9 protein-coding genes and 3 tRNA genes are annotated in these 16,072 nt (G+C 63.8%); 8 read left to right on the plus strand and 4 right to left on the minus strand.

Going from position 1 to position 16,072, the window contains the following annotated elements:
* The first annotated feature begins 79 nt into the window (after positions 1-79).
* On the plus strand, positions 80-3,622 hold the full coding sequence (gene dnaE / locus HMPREF2630_RS07050; protein WP_049332671.1) for a DNA polymerase III subunit alpha: 3,543 nt from the start codon (positions 80-82) through the stop codon (positions 3,620-3,622).
* Positions 3,623-3,829: 207 nt separating this feature from the next.
* Complete coding sequence (nrdR, locus tag HMPREF2630_RS07055; protein WP_049332672.1) at positions 3,830-4,285, plus strand: transcriptional regulator NrdR; 456 nt, start codon at positions 3,830-3,832, stop codon at positions 4,283-4,285.
* Between the two features lie 173 nt (positions 4,286-4,458).
* Here the strand turns inward: nrdR and ppgK are convergent, their stop codons facing one another.
* Positions 4,459-5,310 (minus strand): polyphosphate--glucose phosphotransferase, encoded by an 852-nt coding sequence (gene ppgK, locus HMPREF2630_RS07060; RefSeq protein ID WP_049332673.1) that lies wholly within the window; start codon positions 5,308-5,310, stop codon positions 4,459-4,461.
* A 99-nt stretch (positions 5,311-5,409) separates the two neighbouring features.
* Entirely contained in the window at positions 5,410-6,321 is a 912-nt protein-coding gene (gene map / locus HMPREF2630_RS07065) for a type I methionyl aminopeptidase (protein WP_049332674.1), read from the minus strand.
* Positions 6,322-6,562: 241 nt separating this feature from the next.
* On the opposite strand from map, the gene HMPREF2630_RS07070 reads away from it, so the two are divergent.
* Positions 6,563-6,814 carry a hypothetical protein gene (locus tag HMPREF2630_RS07070; protein ID WP_080974937.1) on the plus strand — a complete coding sequence of 84 codons (252 nt, stop codon included), beginning with the start codon at positions 6,563-6,565 and terminating at the stop codon, positions 6,812-6,814.
* 130 nt (positions 6,815-6,944) lie between these two features.
* Here HMPREF2630_RS07070 and panB read toward each other — a convergent pair whose 3' ends face one another.
* Positions 6,945-7,859 carry a 3-methyl-2-oxobutanoate hydroxymethyltransferase gene (gene panB, locus HMPREF2630_RS07075; protein ID WP_070484133.1) on the minus strand — a complete coding sequence of 305 codons (915 nt, stop codon included), beginning with the start codon at positions 7,857-7,859 and terminating at the stop codon, positions 6,945-6,947.
* 63 nt (positions 7,860-7,922) lie between these two features.
* Positions 7,923-9,740 carry a geranylgeranyl pyrophosphate synthase gene (locus HMPREF2630_RS07080; RefSeq protein WP_070484136.1) on the minus strand — a complete coding sequence of 606 codons (1,818 nt, stop codon included), beginning with the start codon at positions 9,738-9,740 and terminating at the stop codon, positions 7,923-7,925.
* Positions 9,741-10,037: 297 nt separating this feature from the next.
* On the opposite strand from HMPREF2630_RS07080, the gene glnA reads away from it, so the two are divergent.
* The 5 genes from glnA to HMPREF2630_RS07105 all read left to right on the plus strand — a co-directional run bounded on the left by glnA (position 10,038) and on the right by HMPREF2630_RS07105 (position 15,581).
* Positions 10,038-11,378: a type I glutamate--ammonia ligase gene (gene glnA / locus HMPREF2630_RS07085; protein ID WP_049343679.1), complete on the plus strand. Its 1,341-nt coding sequence runs from the start codon at positions 10,038-10,040 to the stop codon at positions 11,376-11,378.
* Between the two features lie 165 nt (positions 11,379-11,543).
* Complete coding sequence (locus HMPREF2630_RS07090) at positions 11,544-14,891, plus strand: bifunctional [glutamine synthetase] adenylyltransferase/[glutamine synthetase]-adenylyl-L-tyrosine phosphorylase (protein WP_210389023.1); 3,348 nt, start codon at positions 11,544-11,546, stop codon at positions 14,889-14,891.
* 401 nt (positions 14,892-15,292) lie between these two features.
* Positions 15,293-15,365, plus strand: a tRNA-Gly gene (locus tag HMPREF2630_RS07095).
* Positions 15,366-15,414: 49 nt separating this feature from the next.
* Positions 15,415-15,485 (plus strand) — tRNA-Cys (locus HMPREF2630_RS07100).
* Positions 15,486-15,509: 24 nt separating this feature from the next.
* A tRNA-Val gene (locus tag HMPREF2630_RS07105) sits at positions 15,510-15,581 on the plus strand.
* Positions 15,582-16,072: the final 491 nt, after the last annotated feature.

Consider the following 16,072-nt stretch of genomic DNA (forward strand, 5'->3'; position numbering starts at 1 on the left):
GCTTACCCCGGGACCGCCCCGCCCCGCCGACCGTCAAACGAATCGGTCGGAACACCCCCCACACCTTCAGGAGATATCCGTGGCAACCAAAGACTTTGCGCACCTGCACGTGCACACCGAGTACTCCATGCTGGACGGTGCCGCGCGCCTGGGCGACCTCTTCAGCTACGCCAAGGAGCTGGGCATGAGTTCCATGGCTACCAGCGACCACGGCTTCCTCTTCGGCGCCTTCGACTTCTGGCGCCAGGCCAAGGCCCACGACATTAAGCCCATCATCGGCGTGGAGGCGTACCTGACCCCCGGCACGCACCGCACCGACCGCTCCCGCGTGCGCTGGGGCGATGGCTCGCGCGATGACGTGTCCGGCGGTGGCGCCTACACCCACATGACCATGTGGGCCGAAACCACCGAGGGCATGCACAATCTGTTCCGTGCCTCCTCCCTCGCCTCGCTCGAGGGGCAGCTGTACAAGCCGCGCATGGACCGCGAGGTGCTGCAGACCTACTCGAAGGGACTGATTGCAACCACCGGCTGCCCCTCCGGCGAGATTCAGACCCGCCTGCGCCTGGGCCAGTTCGATGAGGCGCTGCAGGCCGCCAGCGACTTCCGCGATATCTTCGGCAAGGACAACTTCTACTGCGAGGTCATGGACCACGGCCTCGACATTGAACGCAACGTGCAGGAGGATTTGCACCGCCTGGCCAAGCAGCTGAACCTGCCTTACGTGGCCACCAACGACCTGCACTACACCCGGCAGGAAGACCACACCGCCCACGCGGCGCTGCTGTGCGTGCAGTCCGGATCGACCCTGACCGACCCCAAGCGCTTCAAGTTCGACGCGGATAACTTCTACCTGCGCTCGCCCGAGGAAATGTACTCCATTTTTGGTGACATTCCCGGCGCCTGCGAGAACACCCTCGAAATTGCCGAGCGCTGCAACGTGGAGTTCAACACCAAGGCAAACTACATGCCGAACTTCCCCGTGCCCGAGGGCGAGAACGAGGAATCCTGGTTCGTGAAGGAGGTCGAGAAGGGCCTGCACTACCGATTCCCGCAGGGTATTCCCGATAGGGTGCGCAAGCAGGCCGAGTACGAGGTGGGGGTCATTACCTCCATGGGCTTCCCCGGCTACTTCCTGGTCGTGGCGGACTTCATCAACTGGGCCAAGCGCAACGGTATTCGCGTGGGCCCTGGCCGTGGTTCGGGTGCGGGCTCGATGGTGGCGTACGCGATGCGCATCACCGAGCTGAACCCGCTCGACCACGACCTGATTTTCGAGCGATTCCTTAACCCCGACCGCGTCTCCATGCCCGACTTCGATGTGGACTTCGACGATCGTCGCCGCGGCGAGGTCATCGACTATGTGACCGATAAGTACGGCGAGGACAAGGTCGCGCAGATCGTCACCTTCGGCACCATTAAGGCGAAGCAGGCGCTTAAGGACGCCTCCCGCGTGATGGACCAGCCGTACTCGGTAGGCGAGCGCCTGACCAAGGCGATGCCGCCGGACGTCATGGGCAAGAACATCGCCCTGGCGAACGTGTACAACGAAGAGGATAAGCGCTACGCCGAGGCCGCCGACCTACGCGCCCTCATCGAGGATCCGGTCGATAAGGTTTACGGCCAGGTGTTCGAAACCGCGAAGGGCTTGGAGGGCCTGAAGCGTCAGTGGGGCGTGCACGCCGCGGGCGTGATTATGTCCAGCAAGAACCTGGTGGACGTGATTCCCGTGATGCGCCGCGAGGCTGACGGCCAGGTCATCACCCAGTTCGATTACCCCACCTGCGAGGGCCTGGGCCTGATCAAGATGGACTTCCTGGGTCTGCGTAACCTGACGATTATTTCCGATGCCATCGAGAACATTAAGAACAACCGAGGCATCGACCTGGAGCTGGAGTCCCTCTCGCTGGACGATCCGGAATCCTACCGTCTGCTGGCCCGAGGCGACACCCTCGGCGTGTTCCAGCTCGACGGCGGCCCCATGCGCGCGCTGCTCAAGCTCATGGAGCCCGAGGAATTCGAGCACATTTCGGCAGTGCTCGCGCTCTACCGACCCGGCCCGATGGGTGCGAACTCGCACACCAACTACGCGCTGCGTAAGAACGGCAAGCAAGAGATCGAGCCGATTCACCCCGAGCTGGCCGAGCCGCTCAAGGACATCCTCGACACCACCTACGGCCTGATCGTGTATCAGGAGCAGGTGATGGCGATTGCCCAGAAGGTCGCGAACTACACGCTCGGTGAGGCAGACCTGCTGCGCCGTGCGATGGGTAAGAAGAAGAAGGCGGAGCTGGATAAGCAGTACGCCACCTTCCACGACGGCATGATTTCTAACGGCTACTCCGAGGGCGCCGTGAAGGCCCTCTGGGATATTCTGCTGCCCTTCTCGGACTACGCGTTCAACAAGGCGCACACCGCCGCATACGGCCTGGTGTCTTACTGGACGGCCTACCTGAAGGCGCACTACCCGCAGGAGTACATGGCCGCGCTGCTGACCAGCGTGGGCGATAACAAGGACAAGCTCGCGCTGTACCTGAACGAGTGCCGCGCCATGGGCATCACCGTGCTCGCCCCGGACGTCAACGAATCCGCCCTGACCTTCACCCCCGTGGGTGAGGATATCCGCTTCGGCATGGGCGCAATCCGCAACGTGGGCGCGAACGTGGTCGAGGGCATGGTCGCCGCCCGCGAGGAGAAGGGCCGCTACGAGTCCTTCAACGACTTCCTGAAGAAGGTGCCGCTGCAGGTGTGCAATAAGCGCACCATCGAGTCGCTCATCAAGGCGGGCGCCTTCGACGACCTGGGTCACACCCGCCGCTCGCTGTCCCTCATTCACGAGGCGGCGGTGGATGCGGCCGTGGCCGTCAAGCGCAAGGAGGCGGCGGGCCAGTTCGACCTCTTCGGCTCTCTCGGCATGGACGACGCCCTGGGCGACGAGCTGACCGTGACCATCCCGGACGTGCCCGAATGGGATCGCCGCGAGAAGCTGAACTTCGAGCGCGACATGCTGGGCCTGTACGTTTCGGATCACCCGCTGCGCGGCCTGGAGCGTGCCCTCTCGGATGCCGCCTCGCACTCGGTGCACGACATCATCAGCGAGGACTCGCACGTGCGCGACGGCGAAACCGTCACGATTGCCGGCATGCTCACCGGCGTTTCGCGCCGCATCGCCAAGTCCAGCGGTAACCAGTACGCCTCCGTGGAGCTGGAGGACCCCTCGGGCGCGACCATCACGGTCATGTTCTTCTCCCGCGCCTACGAGACGATGGGGGCCGCCCTGGCGGACGATCTCATCTGCTCGATTCGTGGCCGCGTGCAGCGCCGCGACGACGGTAGCGTGAACATGAGCGCCCAGGAACTGCAGATCCTGGAAATCAGCGATGACGGCCGAGCCGCACCCATCACGATTGCGGTGCCCGAGTACCTGGTGACCGAGGCGAAGCTGCGCGAGCTGAAGGAGACCCTGCGCGACCACAAGGGTACCGCGGACGTGCGCATGCTCATCCGTACCCGCGATAAAGAACAGCTGGTGCTGCTGGACTCGAGCGTGCGCGTGGAACCGAACCCGAGCCTCTTCGGCGAGATCAAGACGATTTTCGGTCCGAGCTGTATTCGTCGCTAAAAGAAGAAGACCTCCGCGAGGGGCGGGCAACGCTCAGGGCGGATTCCGAACGTTCTTAAACGTTGGAGTCCACCCTGAGCGTATATTTGCGTATATTCAACGTCACTATTCGGCTCATCCGCCGTCTATCGCGTTAGAATGGGTATAAATATTCTTGAGCGCTGTATATACGGGCGCCACACCGAGCGCCCAGCCAAGGAGAAACGCATGTACTGCCCCTATTGCAAGCACACCGATTCGCGCGTTGTCGACTCCCGCACCACCGATGACGGCGCCGCCATCCGCCGCCGCCGTCAGTGCACCTCCTGCGCTCGCCGCTTTACCACGGTCGAAACCACCACCATTTCGGTGATTAAGCGTTCGGGCGTGACCGAGCCCTTCGACCGCTCCAAGATTGCCGCCGGCGTGCGCAAGGCCTGCCAGGGCCGCCCCGTGGGGGAGGACGACCTCGCCAAGCTGGCCCAGGAGGTCGAGGAGCTGATTCGTGCCCGCGGCCTGGCGGAAATTAACGCTCACGAGGTGGGCCTGACCATTCTGGAGCCGCTGTCGAAGCTGGACGCGGTCGCCTACCTGCGTTTCGCGAGCGTGTACCAGGCCTTCGAGAACCTTGAGGACTTTGAAGAGGCAATTGCCCGTCTGCGTGAGGACCGCATTAACCCGTAGCGCAGAGTAGCGCCGAGACTTCAAGAGACGCAACAGAAGGGGCCGCCTTCCGAATGATTCGGAAGGCGGCCCCTTCTGTACGTATGTGAAGCGCTATCCGAGGCGGATAGCAGGAAGCAAACTCTTATGCTTCGCCGCGGCTCTGACGCGGCCGCGGGTGGGTTGAGGAGACCTTACGCCTCGCCGCGGCGCTTACGCTCGGGCAGCATACCGCCGGCCCACAGCGCGGCACCCACAATACCCGCGTTGTTACGCAGGGCAGCCATGACCATGGGGGTACGAATCTGATCCTCAAAGTAGGGCATGAACTTCTCCGGGTTCTTGGAGATGCCGCCGCCAATGATGAACAGGTCGGGGGAGAAGAGCATCTGAACGTGCTCGAAGTAGCGGTACAGGCGCTTGCCGTACTTCTTCCAGGACAGCTCGTGCACCTCGCGGGCGCGGGCAGAAGCCTGAGACTCGGCGTTGTGGCCGTCAATCTCCAGGTGACCCAGCTCGGTGTTCGGGATCAGCACGCCGTCGTTGATGAGGGCGGAGCCGATGCCGGTACCCAGGGTGATGACAGCGATCAGGCCGTCACGGTTACGGCCCTGACCGTAGGTTGCCTCAGCCAGACCGGCTGCGTCAGCGTCGTTGAGGCCGTAGACGGTGCGGCCGCCCAGCGCCTCGCTCATGACCTGCTCCAGGTCGGTGTTAATCCAGGAGTCGTCCACGTTCGCTGCGGAGAAAACCATGCCGTTCTTCACCACTGCGGGGAAGTCGATGCCGACGGCCGACTCGGGATCCGGTGCCAGGTCGCGGCTCTGCAGCTCATCGACTACGCGGCGTACGACCTCAGCCACAGCCTCGGGGGTTGCGGGCTTGGGGGTGTCGATGCGGAAGCGGTCGGACACGAGGTCGCCGGTGCGCAGGTCAACGATGCCGCCCTTAATGCCGGTGCCTCCAATGTCCACACCAATCTGCAGGTCCTTGGGGGTGGGGGCGGGCAGCTCGGTGATGACGCCGGGCTCGGCGTAGTTAGCCATGATTTCCCTTTCTGTCCTCCGCGCTCGCGGAGGCACGTGTCTGTGATAACGAGTGATAATGAATCGATTCGGCGCGTTCGCCGAAAGAACTGGGCTGACCTAGGGGAGGGTCAGGATATCCGCGCCGTCGGCGGTCACCACGAGGGTGTGCTCAAACTGGGCGGTGCGCTTGCGGTCGCGGGTGACGACGGTCCAGTCGTCATCCCACAGATCCCACTGGATGGTGCCGAGGGTGAGCATGGGCTCGATGGTGAAAATCATGCCCTCGCGAATCTCGGTGTCGTAGGCGGGGGCCGCATCGTAGTGGGGGATGATGAGGCCCGAGTGGAACTCACGACCCACGCCGTGACCGGTGTAGTCGCGGACAACACCGTAACCGAAGCGGGCGGCGTACTTCTCGATGACGCGGCCGATGACGTTCACCTGGCGGCCGGGCTTCACAGCCTTAATCGCGCGGTTGAGAGCCTCCTCGGTGCGTTCGACCAGCAGTCGGGACTCCTCGTCCACGTTGCCGATGAGCAGGGTCTTGTTGGTATCGCCGTGCATGCCGTCCAGGTACGCGGTCACGTCCAGGTTGAGGATATCGCCGTCCTCCAACACCGTGGTGTCCGGAATACCGTGGCAGATGACCTCGTTCAGGGAGGTGCACACGGACTTGGGGTAGCCGCGGTAATCCACGGTCGAGGGGTAGGCGCCGTGATCGCAGATGTACTCGTGGACCAGCACGTCAATCTCGTCGGTGGTGGTGCCGGGCACGCAAATCTTGGATGCTTCAACGATGGCGCCGGCGGCAATCTTGCCGGCGGCGCGGACCCGCTCAACTTCCTCGGGGGTGTACATGTTCGAGTCGTTACCCTCGTTGGCGGTGGGCTTACCCACGTACTCGGGGCGAACAATGTGCGAGGGGACCGGGCGCATCGGGCTGACGCGTCCGGGGGTCAGGCAACCGACGGGTGCGTGACCGGGTTCGGCGGGCAGGTTGTGCGAAGTATTCTTTTTGGTTGAAGACATAGCTTCATCTTACCGGGCTTAGGGGGTATCTGTCCGGTGCGGGGACGCGGAAAATCGGGCGAACCGAAACCCGTACCTTTTTCCCAGATTGTGAATAAAATTTCACGGCTGTAGGCGCCGGGACAGGGAACTCGGGAGAGGCCATGGAAGCGCGGTGCGTGAGGCCGCCCCTGCCTCGTTGCTACACGCGTACGCGTGTGAGATGCTAGACATACTGACTCAATACCGTCGAAGGAGCACCATGAGCAAGAACCACCTGGGCGAAGCCATCGAATCGGCAGTCGAAAAGACCCTGAACGCCGCCACCGAAGCTACCAGCCCCCGGGGCGAAGAGTACTGGTACAACCTCGCCACCGGTGAGGTTGAGCGCGGCCAGCAGAGCGCCGTGACCTCCCTCTGGGGCCCCTTCAAGACCTACGAGGAGGCGGCACACGCCATGGACCGCGCCCGCGAACGCAACGAGGCGTGGGACAAGGACGGCGGCCTGCTCTAAAACGCAGCTCCACCCCCTCAAGCGCTCGGGTTCTTGAACGTCCCGAGTACTTGCACCTAGCAGAAGACCCCCGAACCCGGAAACACCGGGTACGGGGGTCGTTCTTCCAAAGCTTTTTTAAACCTCAAGCCTACTCAAAGGTGTGCTCGGCCGCCGGGAACTCGCCCGAACGCACCTGATCGCGGTAGGCGCGGGCGGCGTCCTCCATGACCTTGCCGATCTGCGCGAACTGCTTCACGAAGCGCGGCACGCGGCCCTCGCGCAGGCCCATCATGTCCTGCCAGACCAGCACCTGACCGGTCGTCACGTTCGACGCACCGATGCCGATAGTCGGCACCGCGCCCACGGCCTCATCCACGCGGCGCGCAACCTCCGCGGTCACCATCTCCATGAGCACGCAGAACGCGCCGGCCTCAGCCAGAGCAACGGCATCCGCAAGGACGCGCTCGGCGGCCTCACCACGACCCTGCACGCGGAAGCCGCCCAGGGCGTGCTCCGACTGCGGGGTGAAACCAACATGCGCCACCACCGGAATACCGGTACGCACCAGGGCGCGAACCCACTCGGTCATCGAGGCATCCGCCTCAATCTTGACCGCGTGCGCGCCGCCCTCCTTCATGAGGCGAACCGCGCTCGCCACCGCCTGCTGCGGCGACTGCTCGTAGGAGCCAAACGGCAGGTCGGCAACCACCATGGCGCGGGAGGCACCGCGAGAAACCGCCGCAGCCAGCGGAATCATTTCGTCCAGGGTAATGGTCAGGGTCGATTCGTAACCGAGCACCACGTTCGCCGCGGAATCACCCACCAGAAGCATCTCGATGCCGGCGCGGTCAAAGACCTGCGCGGTCAGAGCGTCGTAACAAGTCAGCATGGAGAATTTCTGCCCGGTCGCCTTCGCCTGCGCCAGGTGCACGGTGCGCACCTTCTTGACGGTATCGAGGTCAAAAGGCTTCTGCGCGCCGGAAGCAGCAGGGGCGGATGCGGAGGTAACGGCAGGCTGTGCCGCATAGGGCGAAGAGATCTCGGAAGAACGCTCAGTAGTCATGCTGACTATTCTAACCCTGCGCGGCCTCAACCTAGCGTACCGCTCACCGTGCAGGAACCACGCCTAGTTCCAGATGAGGTTGATGTAGTAGGTCGGGAACGACGCATTCGTGTTCTTGCGCAGAAGCTCCGGAATGGTGAGGGCGGCCTCCTCGAACTCGCGCGGCAAATCGCGCTGAAGGAGCGCCTGCTGCACCATGGCATCCCAGTAGACCTGCATGACCGAGTAGGTGCAGACCTCCTGCACCACGTCCGCGGCGTACGATTCCCACGCCTTCAATGCTTCATCCTCCGGACCGAAGAACCCCTCGTAGCCCTGAGAGAGGCCCTTATCGCAGGCGCTCACCGCGTTCTTCGAGTACTGCAACCAGTAGCTGCGGCTCAGCTCATCCGAACTGTTGAACGTAAATGCCTCATAGTCTGCCTTCAGCAGGGCGTAAGATGCCTGAATCGAACCGGCCAGCGGGGCGTGCGATGAGAAGACAATAACGTCCAGAAGGGCGGCGATGTACTCCTTCTGTGCCTTCTCGTGGGCCATGCCGGAGGGCCGCGCCGACTGCGCGTAAAGCTGCACGAGGGCGTCCACGGAATTCACGAAGCGCTGAACGTCGGCCGTAGCCTTCACCATCAGATTCAGTAGGCGCTGAACACGCTGGTAGTCTTCGGCTACCTGCGAGAACAGACCGTAGGGCAGCACGCCTCGCTCCGAGGCCACCGCCGCCAGCACCTGGGCCGTCAAGCGCTGACTCTCCGCTTCAGCCCTCGCCACGCTCAGCAGTAGGGCACCACAATAGGCCGAAGCACGGCGATCCACCAGCTGGGGCTGCTGCTGATGCAGCGGCAGAAGGCACTCGTGAATCTGCCGGAAAATCGCGCTCTGCGCCAGGGCCTTCTGGCCCAGCTCCCCGGCCTTCAGGCGCACAGTGTCGGCGGAGAAATCGCGCGGGGTAAAACGGCGGGCGTCCTCGGCGGCAAAGGGCGAATAGGGGCGGCCCATCAGCGGCTGCAGCAGCGACATCGTGGTAAACAGCGAGAAACGGGCCGATACCGGGTACAGAGAATCTGGGTAGCTCGGCGCATCCACCGCGTTCACTCGCTCCGTGCACAGCGTCAGCCAGGTCTGCTCCACCGACTTCGGCGAATAGGCAGGTGTGCCGATGCCAAGGATGCTCTCACCAAAGGCCTCCGAGGGAATCTTGCCGGGGTTCATCTGGCGCAGCTGCATCTGAGCCAGCGCCAGCTCCACCGTGTAGTTCGTGCGGCGCTTCTTGCCCGCCTCATCAAGATTCTGGAAAGGACGCACCGCCGCAATCTTTTGGGCGCGCGCCTGAGTATGCAGCTCCTTGTTCATCGCGAATTGCTGCGGGTTGCGCTGAATCATTTTCGACACCGCGTAGGCGCTTTTCCCGTTCAGCTTCTCACGGCGCTGAGCACCCTCGGCCGAGAGCGCGTCGTACTTGCCGCGCGTCGCCTGCACGTAGCAGGAGCGAATCAGCTGAAGGGGCAGGAAGAAGAACGCAAACTTCCACGACCAGGTGAAGAGAACAATGGGGATCACGGCGCTCGACCCGACGCGACCCGTGTAACCGAGCCAATAGAGCTCCACGGCCGCACCAATCAGCGCGAACAGCGCCACGGTACGAGTTTTAAACGCGATGCGGGAGGGCCGATCCAGCAGGTAGGTCGTGCCGCCAGACTTGTTGTTCCTCATGACCAGCGGGCCAAACGCGGCAATCACCATGAGGCAGGCCAGGTAGATGACGAAGAAAACAATCGGTGCCGCGACCAGCAACAGCCACTCTAAACCGGTGGGATCGGCACCCACGATGCCGGCCGCCAGCGGAATCTGCGCGACTGAAGAGAGAGGAAGGGAATGTAGCATACGTCCATTATGGCAAGGGGAACGTGGGGGCACCGAGCGGACGGTCATTTGCCGGTATTTCGGACGAGCCCCGAAGGGGAAAACCGGAAGAGACGGGCCGAACGGGGGAGGGGAGCGCACGAGGCACCGGGCCTTGACTGGAGAGCCCCGCTACGAGAATTTACACAAACGAAACCTCGCGCCCGCCCCTTACACCGCCGAACCCGATAGGCTAGAGAGACAAGGAACAGACACCCGGTGCTCGCACCCCGCAAGGATGCGCCCCGACGCACCGGCACCCCAAGCGAGAGGCCACCCATGGACCGCCAACAGGAATTCGTACTGCGCACCATCGAAGAACGCGACATCCGCTTTATCCGCCTCTGGTTCACCGACGTGGTGGGAACCCTTAAATCCGTCGCGCTCGCACCCGCCGAGGTTGAAAGCGCCTTCGACGAGGGCCTGGGCTTTGACGGCTCCTCCATCGAGGGTTTCTCCCGCGTCTACGAATCCGACATGCTACTGCAGCCCGATCCCTCCACCTTCCAGATTCTGCCCTGGCGTGGTGAGGAAGACATCACCTCCCGCATGTTCTGCGATGTGCTCACCCCCGACGGCGAAGTCAGCGCCTCTGACACTCGCGGCGTGCTCAAGCGCGTGCTCAACAAGGCCGCCGAGATGGGCTTCACCTGCTACACCTCGCCCGAAATCGAGTTCTACCTGCTGGAGTCCTCCAAGCTCGGCGCAGACGGCTTCCCCGTGCCCGTGGACCATGAATCCTACTTCGACCACACCCCCGGCGGCATCGTGCAGGAATTCCGCCGCAAGGCCGTGACTATGCTCGAAGAGGTTGGCATCTCCGTGGAATTCAGCCACCATGAAACCGGCCCCGGCCAGAACGAAATCGACCTGCGCCACGCCGACGCCCTGCAGACCGCGGACAACGTCATGACCTTCCGCACCGTCATCAAGGAGGTCGCCTACTCGCAGGGCATGTACGCCACCTTCATGCCCAAGCCCTTCACCAAGTACGCCGGCAGCGGCATGCACACCCACTTCTCCCTCTTCGAGGGCGACACCAACGCCTTCTTCGAGGCCGGCGCCGAGTACCAGCTCTCCAAGACCGCGCGCCACTTTATCGCGGGAATCCTCAAGCACGCCCCCGAGTTCACCTCGGTGACCAACCAGTTCATCAACTCCTACAAGCGCCTCTGGGGCGGCGGCGAGGCACCCTCCTACGTCTCCTGGGGCCACAACAACCGCTCCGCCCTCGTGCGCGTGCCCCTGTACAAGCCGAACAAGATGCAGTCCGCCCGCATCGAGTACCGCGGTCTCGATTCGGCCTCCAACCCCTACCTGGCCTACGCCGTGATCCTGGCTGCCGGTCTGAAGGGTATCGAAAACGAGTACCCGCTCATGCCCGCTGTGACCGAGGACCTCGCCGCGATGACTAACGCCGAGCGTCGCGCGATGGGCTACAACCCGCTGCCCGCATCCCTGCGCGAGGCCATTAACATCACCGAGGAATCCGAATTCATGGCGGAGGTCCTGGGCGAGCAGGTCTTCGACCACTTCCTGCGCAACAAGCGTGCCGACTGGGATCTGTACCAGGCGCAGGTGACCCCCTACGAGCTCAAGTACAACCTCGGAATCCTCTAAAGCGATCGCTGACGGATCAGGGCGGTACCCGCTACCGGTGACATACCGGCGGGTACCGCCCGCAGGCCTATCCGCCGCACCTAGCAGCTTCACCTTCACCGCCGATTTTTTACCGCCGAATCTTTACTCCCCACCCCACGGATTTCTACCCACAGTTCTCACGCTATGACTGACAGCTCACACTACCCGCCCACCGGGCTGATTCGCATCGTCGACCCGGCCAAGGAACCCAAACCCATCAGCGATATCGCCCCCGAGGTACTCGACGAAGCCCAGCGCGCCGAAGCCGAACGCAAGGCCCAGTTGCGCCTGCGCACCCGCATGATTGCCGCGGGCTTCCACGACCCGTCCAAAGCCGAACGCTGGCTCAACGCCCCCGAGCTGGCCTCGGTCTCGCAGGATGCGCTCCTGAGCGGCCTGCGCCTCTCGCCCTCCCCGGACACCGCGCTACCGGCCCTCGTACGCCTCATCGAGAAGCACCCGGCAGTGGCCGAGCGCGCCAACCGCGGCGAAGAAGAATTCGGCATGTACCGCATACTCGGCGCCTCCCAGGCGATTGGTGATTTCCTCTACCGCCGCCCCGAGCTCATCGACCCGCTCTTCGACACGCAGGTGTACCCGGCCGAGAGCGCTCTGATTCGCTCCCAGCATCCGGCCTCGATTCTGCCGGAGACCGACGGGGAATTCCTAACCCCCATCGCGCCGCTGGACACCCCCTACCGCCGCGATATCCTCACCGCCCTCGGAGCCGACCCGCACGCGGAGCGTCCGCGCGCGGCCGCCGAACAGACCGGCAAGGACGGCTACGTGACCCTGCGCGTGGCCTACCGGGCCGCCCTAGCGCGCATCGCCATGATTGACGTGTGCTGCGAAGACCCGGTAGAGATGATGCCGACCATCGGCCGCCACCTCGCCGATTTGGCCGCCGCCGCGCTGGAGGGTGCGCTCGCCATCGCGCGCACCGAGGTGGCGGAGGGGCTGGGCCCGGGCCTGGCGGCTCCTCGCCGCGGTGAGGCCGTGGACGCCCTGGACCTGGCTATTATCGGCATGGGCAAGTGCGGTGCCCGCGAGCTGAACTACATCTCCGACGTTGACGTGGTGTACGTGGTTGCGCCCGTGGAACCCGCCGCCGCTGGCACCGCACCCAGCGCCGGGGCAGACGGGGAACCGGCCCCGCTCAAGCTCACCGAGAACGAATGTTCCACCATCGGCACGGAACTCGTGCACGCCCTCACCCGCGCCATCATGGGCCCCGCGCCCGAGCCCGCCCTCTGGGAGGTCGACGCGAACCTGCGACCCGAGGGCAAGGACGGCCCGCTCGTTCGCACCGTCGAATCCTACGTGCAGTACTACAAGCGCTGGGCCGAAAACTGGGAGTTCCAGGCGCTTCTCAAGGCGCGTCCCATCGCCGGTTCGGCGCAGCTGGGTGCCCGCTACGCCCGTGCGATTGACCCCTTCGTCTGGGAGTCTGCCGCCCGTGAATCCTTCGTGGAATCCGTGCAGGCCATGCGAGCCCGCGTGACCGACAATATCCCCTCGCACCAGGTGGACCGCCAGATTAAGCTGGGCCCGGGCGGCCTGCGCGATATCGAGTTCACCGTGCAGCTGCTGCAGCTCGTGCACGGCCGCACCGACCCCGCGGTGCGCACCAAGTCCACGGTGGACTCTCTCGCAGCGCTGACGGCGGTCAGCTACATCAGCCGCACCGACGCCGAGGCGTTCAGCCGCGATTACAAGAAGCTGCGCGTGCTGGAGCACCGCATCCAGCTGCAGCAGCTGCGCCGCACCCACCTGATGCCCGAGAAGGAAGCTGAACAGCGCGCCCTGGCCCGCTCGATTCTCTCTCCGGAACGCAACGGCACGCTCTCCGCCGAGCAGATGCTCAAGGCATGGCAGAAAATTAAACGGAACGTCCGTTCACTGCACGAGCGGATCTTCTTCCGCCCGCTGCTCGCCGCCGTCTCCACACTTAGCCGCGACGAAGTGGTGCTCAGCGAACAGGCGGCACAGGACCGCCTCGCAGCCCTCGGCTACCGCGACCCGCGCGGCGCCATGCGCCACATCAAGGCGCTCACCACGGGACTTTCCCGCAGTGCAGACATTCAGCGGCACCTCATGCCCGTGCTACTGGGCTGGTTCGCCCGCGGTGTGGACGCGGACGCCGGCCTGCTCGGATTCCGTATCGTCTCCGAGTCGCTCGGTAGCACCAGCTGGTACCTGCGTATGCTCCGCGACTCGCCGGCCGCCGCTGAGCGCCTCAGCCAGCTACTCTCCAGCTCGCGCCCCATGACCGACCTGCTCGAGGATGCCTCCGCCTCCATCGCCTGGCTGGACAAGGTTGCCGACCTCAAACCGCTGGGGGAGGAAGCGCTCGCCTCCGAGATTTCCTCCCTGCTGGCACGCCACGCGGACGCCGCCGAGGCGATGCGCGCCGTGCGCTACCTGCGCCGCCGCGAAACCCTGCGCACCGCCATGGGCTGGACCCTGGGCATCGTCGACGTTGAGGACACCTGCGCCGGTCTTGCCGCCATCGACGAGTGCACAATCGGTGCGGCGCTGCAGATTGCCCTGCGTGAACTCCAGAGCACCGCGGAAGAATCCGAAGCCGGGGAGACGGCGGGGGAGCAACTACTCACTCGCATCGCCATCATCGGCATGGGTCGCCTGGGCGGGGCCGAGAACGGCTTCGGGTCCGACGCGGACGTCATGTTCGTACACGAACCTCTCGAAGGGGTCGACGAGGACGCCGCGCAGGAACAGGCCGCGCGCATCGTGAACCGCACCCTCGCCCTGCTCAAGCAGCCCGTCAAGCCCCCGATTCGCGCCGAACGCCCCCTCGAAGTGGACGCCGACCTGCGCCCCGAAGGCAAGCAGGGTGCCATCGTGCGATCGTTGGACTCCTACCGCTCCTACTACGAGCGTTGGGCCGAAACCTGGGAGTTCCAGGCGCTCACCCGCGCCCGCCCCATCGGCGGCGACCCACAGCTCGGCGAGGCCTTCGTGGAGCTCATCGACCCGTACCGCTACCCGGCGGCAACCTTCACGCCCGAGCAGGTGCAGCAGATTCGCCGCATGAAGGCGCGCGTGGAGAACGAACGCATGCCTCACGGTGCCGACCGCACCCGCCAGCTCAAGCTGGGCCGCGGCGGCCTGTCGGACGTTGAGTGGCTCGTGCAGCTGCTGCAGCTGCGGCACGCGCACACGGTGCCGGGTCTGCGCACCACCTCCACGCTGAAGGCGCTGGATGCGGCGGTCGAGGCGGGCCTGGTCGCCGCCGAGGACGCCGAGGTGCTCAGCGGCGCATGGTTGCTCGCCACGAAGATTCGCGGCGGCAACGTGCTACGCGGCGTGCGCCAATCCGACACCCTGCCCTCCGGTCGCGCCGACCTTGAGGCCATCGCGCGCTGGTGCGGATACCCCGCCGGCAGCGCCCGCGCCCTCGAAGAGGACTACCTGCGCCAGACCCGCAACGCCCGCAAGGTCTACGAGCGGCTCTTCTTTGACGAAGCCTAGAAAGGAACGAGTCCTAGAAAAACCAGCCTGATATTTTCGTTGCTGCGGTTTTCATAGGGGAGGGGCGGGGAATCAAAATTGGTTCCTCGCCCCTTTTACGCGCCCCGCAGAAGTTTTTCGAGGTGACAGAATTTTCCGCGAGTGTTCCGCATCGAGTGTTGGTGAGGGCAGAACGGCTCCGGCCTCGAAATGTATAAATGTGACCGGCACCATGAAAATAAATTTTGTTGACCCCCGTCGAAAATGAGTCAAAATGCCCTGTTTTAGCCCGGAATTTCGCGGAACGCGGGGTGTTGTGCGAAGGATTTGGCAAACACTCAAAAACCCCGTATAGTATTTACCTGTCAGCACGACGGAGCGAAAAACTCCAACGGAATGATTCAAATTGAATACGCTGATATGCGGTTGTAGCTCAGTTGGTAGAGCACCACCTTGCCAAGGTGGATGTCGCGAGTTCAAGTCTCGTCAACCGCTCGTAAGGACTCCAAGAGTTCGAACGCGTTCCCCTCGGGGGAGCGTATGCGGTGAGGTGGTCGAGTGGTTAGGCAGCGGCCTGCAAAGCCGTGTACGCGGGTTCGAATCCCGTCCTCACCTCGCAACAAAACAACTGTTTTGTGAGCGCGATTGGCGCAGCGGTAGCGCGCTTCCCTGACACGGAAGAGGTCACTGGTTCGATCCCAGTATCGCGCACAGATGAAGCCCTTAGCTTTCGAGCTAAGGGCTTTTGTGTTTAACTTTTTTGGTTTTGGTTAGAGGGGCGGTACTCCTCAGCTGACTTGTGTTTGTTCTGGAGGCGGTGCTCCGTATATTTCCTCCGCGCCGTCGCAGGGAACCCGCCCTCGCTTCGCTTCGGGCACCCTGAGGGCGCTTCCGGAAAATACGCTCGCCCCGCTCCGTGTCCCCGATGTCACGACGGAGGGCACCATCCCTCCGCCCCGTAGGTAAAACACTCGAGCCCGGTTCAGTAAGGGCAGGGCTTGTGTGCGCGATACCGGTATAACGAACTTAAGGGGGAGGGGTTGTCGCCTTCTCAGTCTTCTGCTGGCTCCGCCCAGCCTGTTTGGTGAGGCTCGCCCCGCTCCGTGTCCCCGATGTCACGACGGAGGGCACCATCCCTCCGCCCCGTAGGTAAAACACTCGAGCCCGGTTCAGTAAGGGCAGGGCTTGTGTGCGCGATACCG

The organism is Rothia sp. HMSC072B03 (genome assembly GCF_001809565.1).
GTDB lineage: Bacteria > Actinomycetota > Actinomycetes > Actinomycetales > Micrococcaceae > Rothia > Rothia mucilaginosa_A.

What these genes read in the sequence shown, in the direction of transcription:
- nrdR (WP_049332672.1), top strand. Translation starts at nt 3,830, where the DNA reads ATGTACTGCCCCTATTGCAAGCACACCGATTCGCGCGTTGTCGACTCC.
- ppgK (WP_049332673.1), bottom strand. Translation starts at nt 5,310, where the DNA reads ATGGCTAACTACGCCGAGCCCGGCGTCATCACCGAGCTGCCCGCCCCC.
- map (WP_049332674.1), bottom strand. Translation starts at nt 6,321, where the DNA reads ATGTCTTCAACCAAAAAGAATACTTCGCACAACCTGCCCGCCGAACCC.
- HMPREF2630_RS07070 (WP_080974937.1), top strand. Translation starts at nt 6,563, where the DNA reads ATGAGCAAGAACCACCTGGGCGAAGCCATCGAATCGGCAGTCGAAAAG.
- panB (WP_070484133.1), bottom strand. Translation starts at nt 7,859, where the DNA reads ATGACTACTGAGCGTTCTTCCGAGATCTCTTCGCCCTATGCGGCACAG.
- HMPREF2630_RS07080 (WP_070484136.1), bottom strand. Translation starts at nt 9,740, where the DNA reads ATGCTACATTCCCTTCCTCTCTCTTCAGTCGCGCAGATTCCGCTGGCG.
- glnA (WP_049343679.1), top strand. Translation starts at nt 10,038, where the DNA reads ATGGACCGCCAACAGGAATTCGTACTGCGCACCATCGAAGAACGCGAC.
- HMPREF2630_RS07090 (WP_210389023.1), top strand. Translation starts at nt 11,544, where the DNA reads ATGACTGACAGCTCACACTACCCGCCCACCGGGCTGATTCGCATCGTC.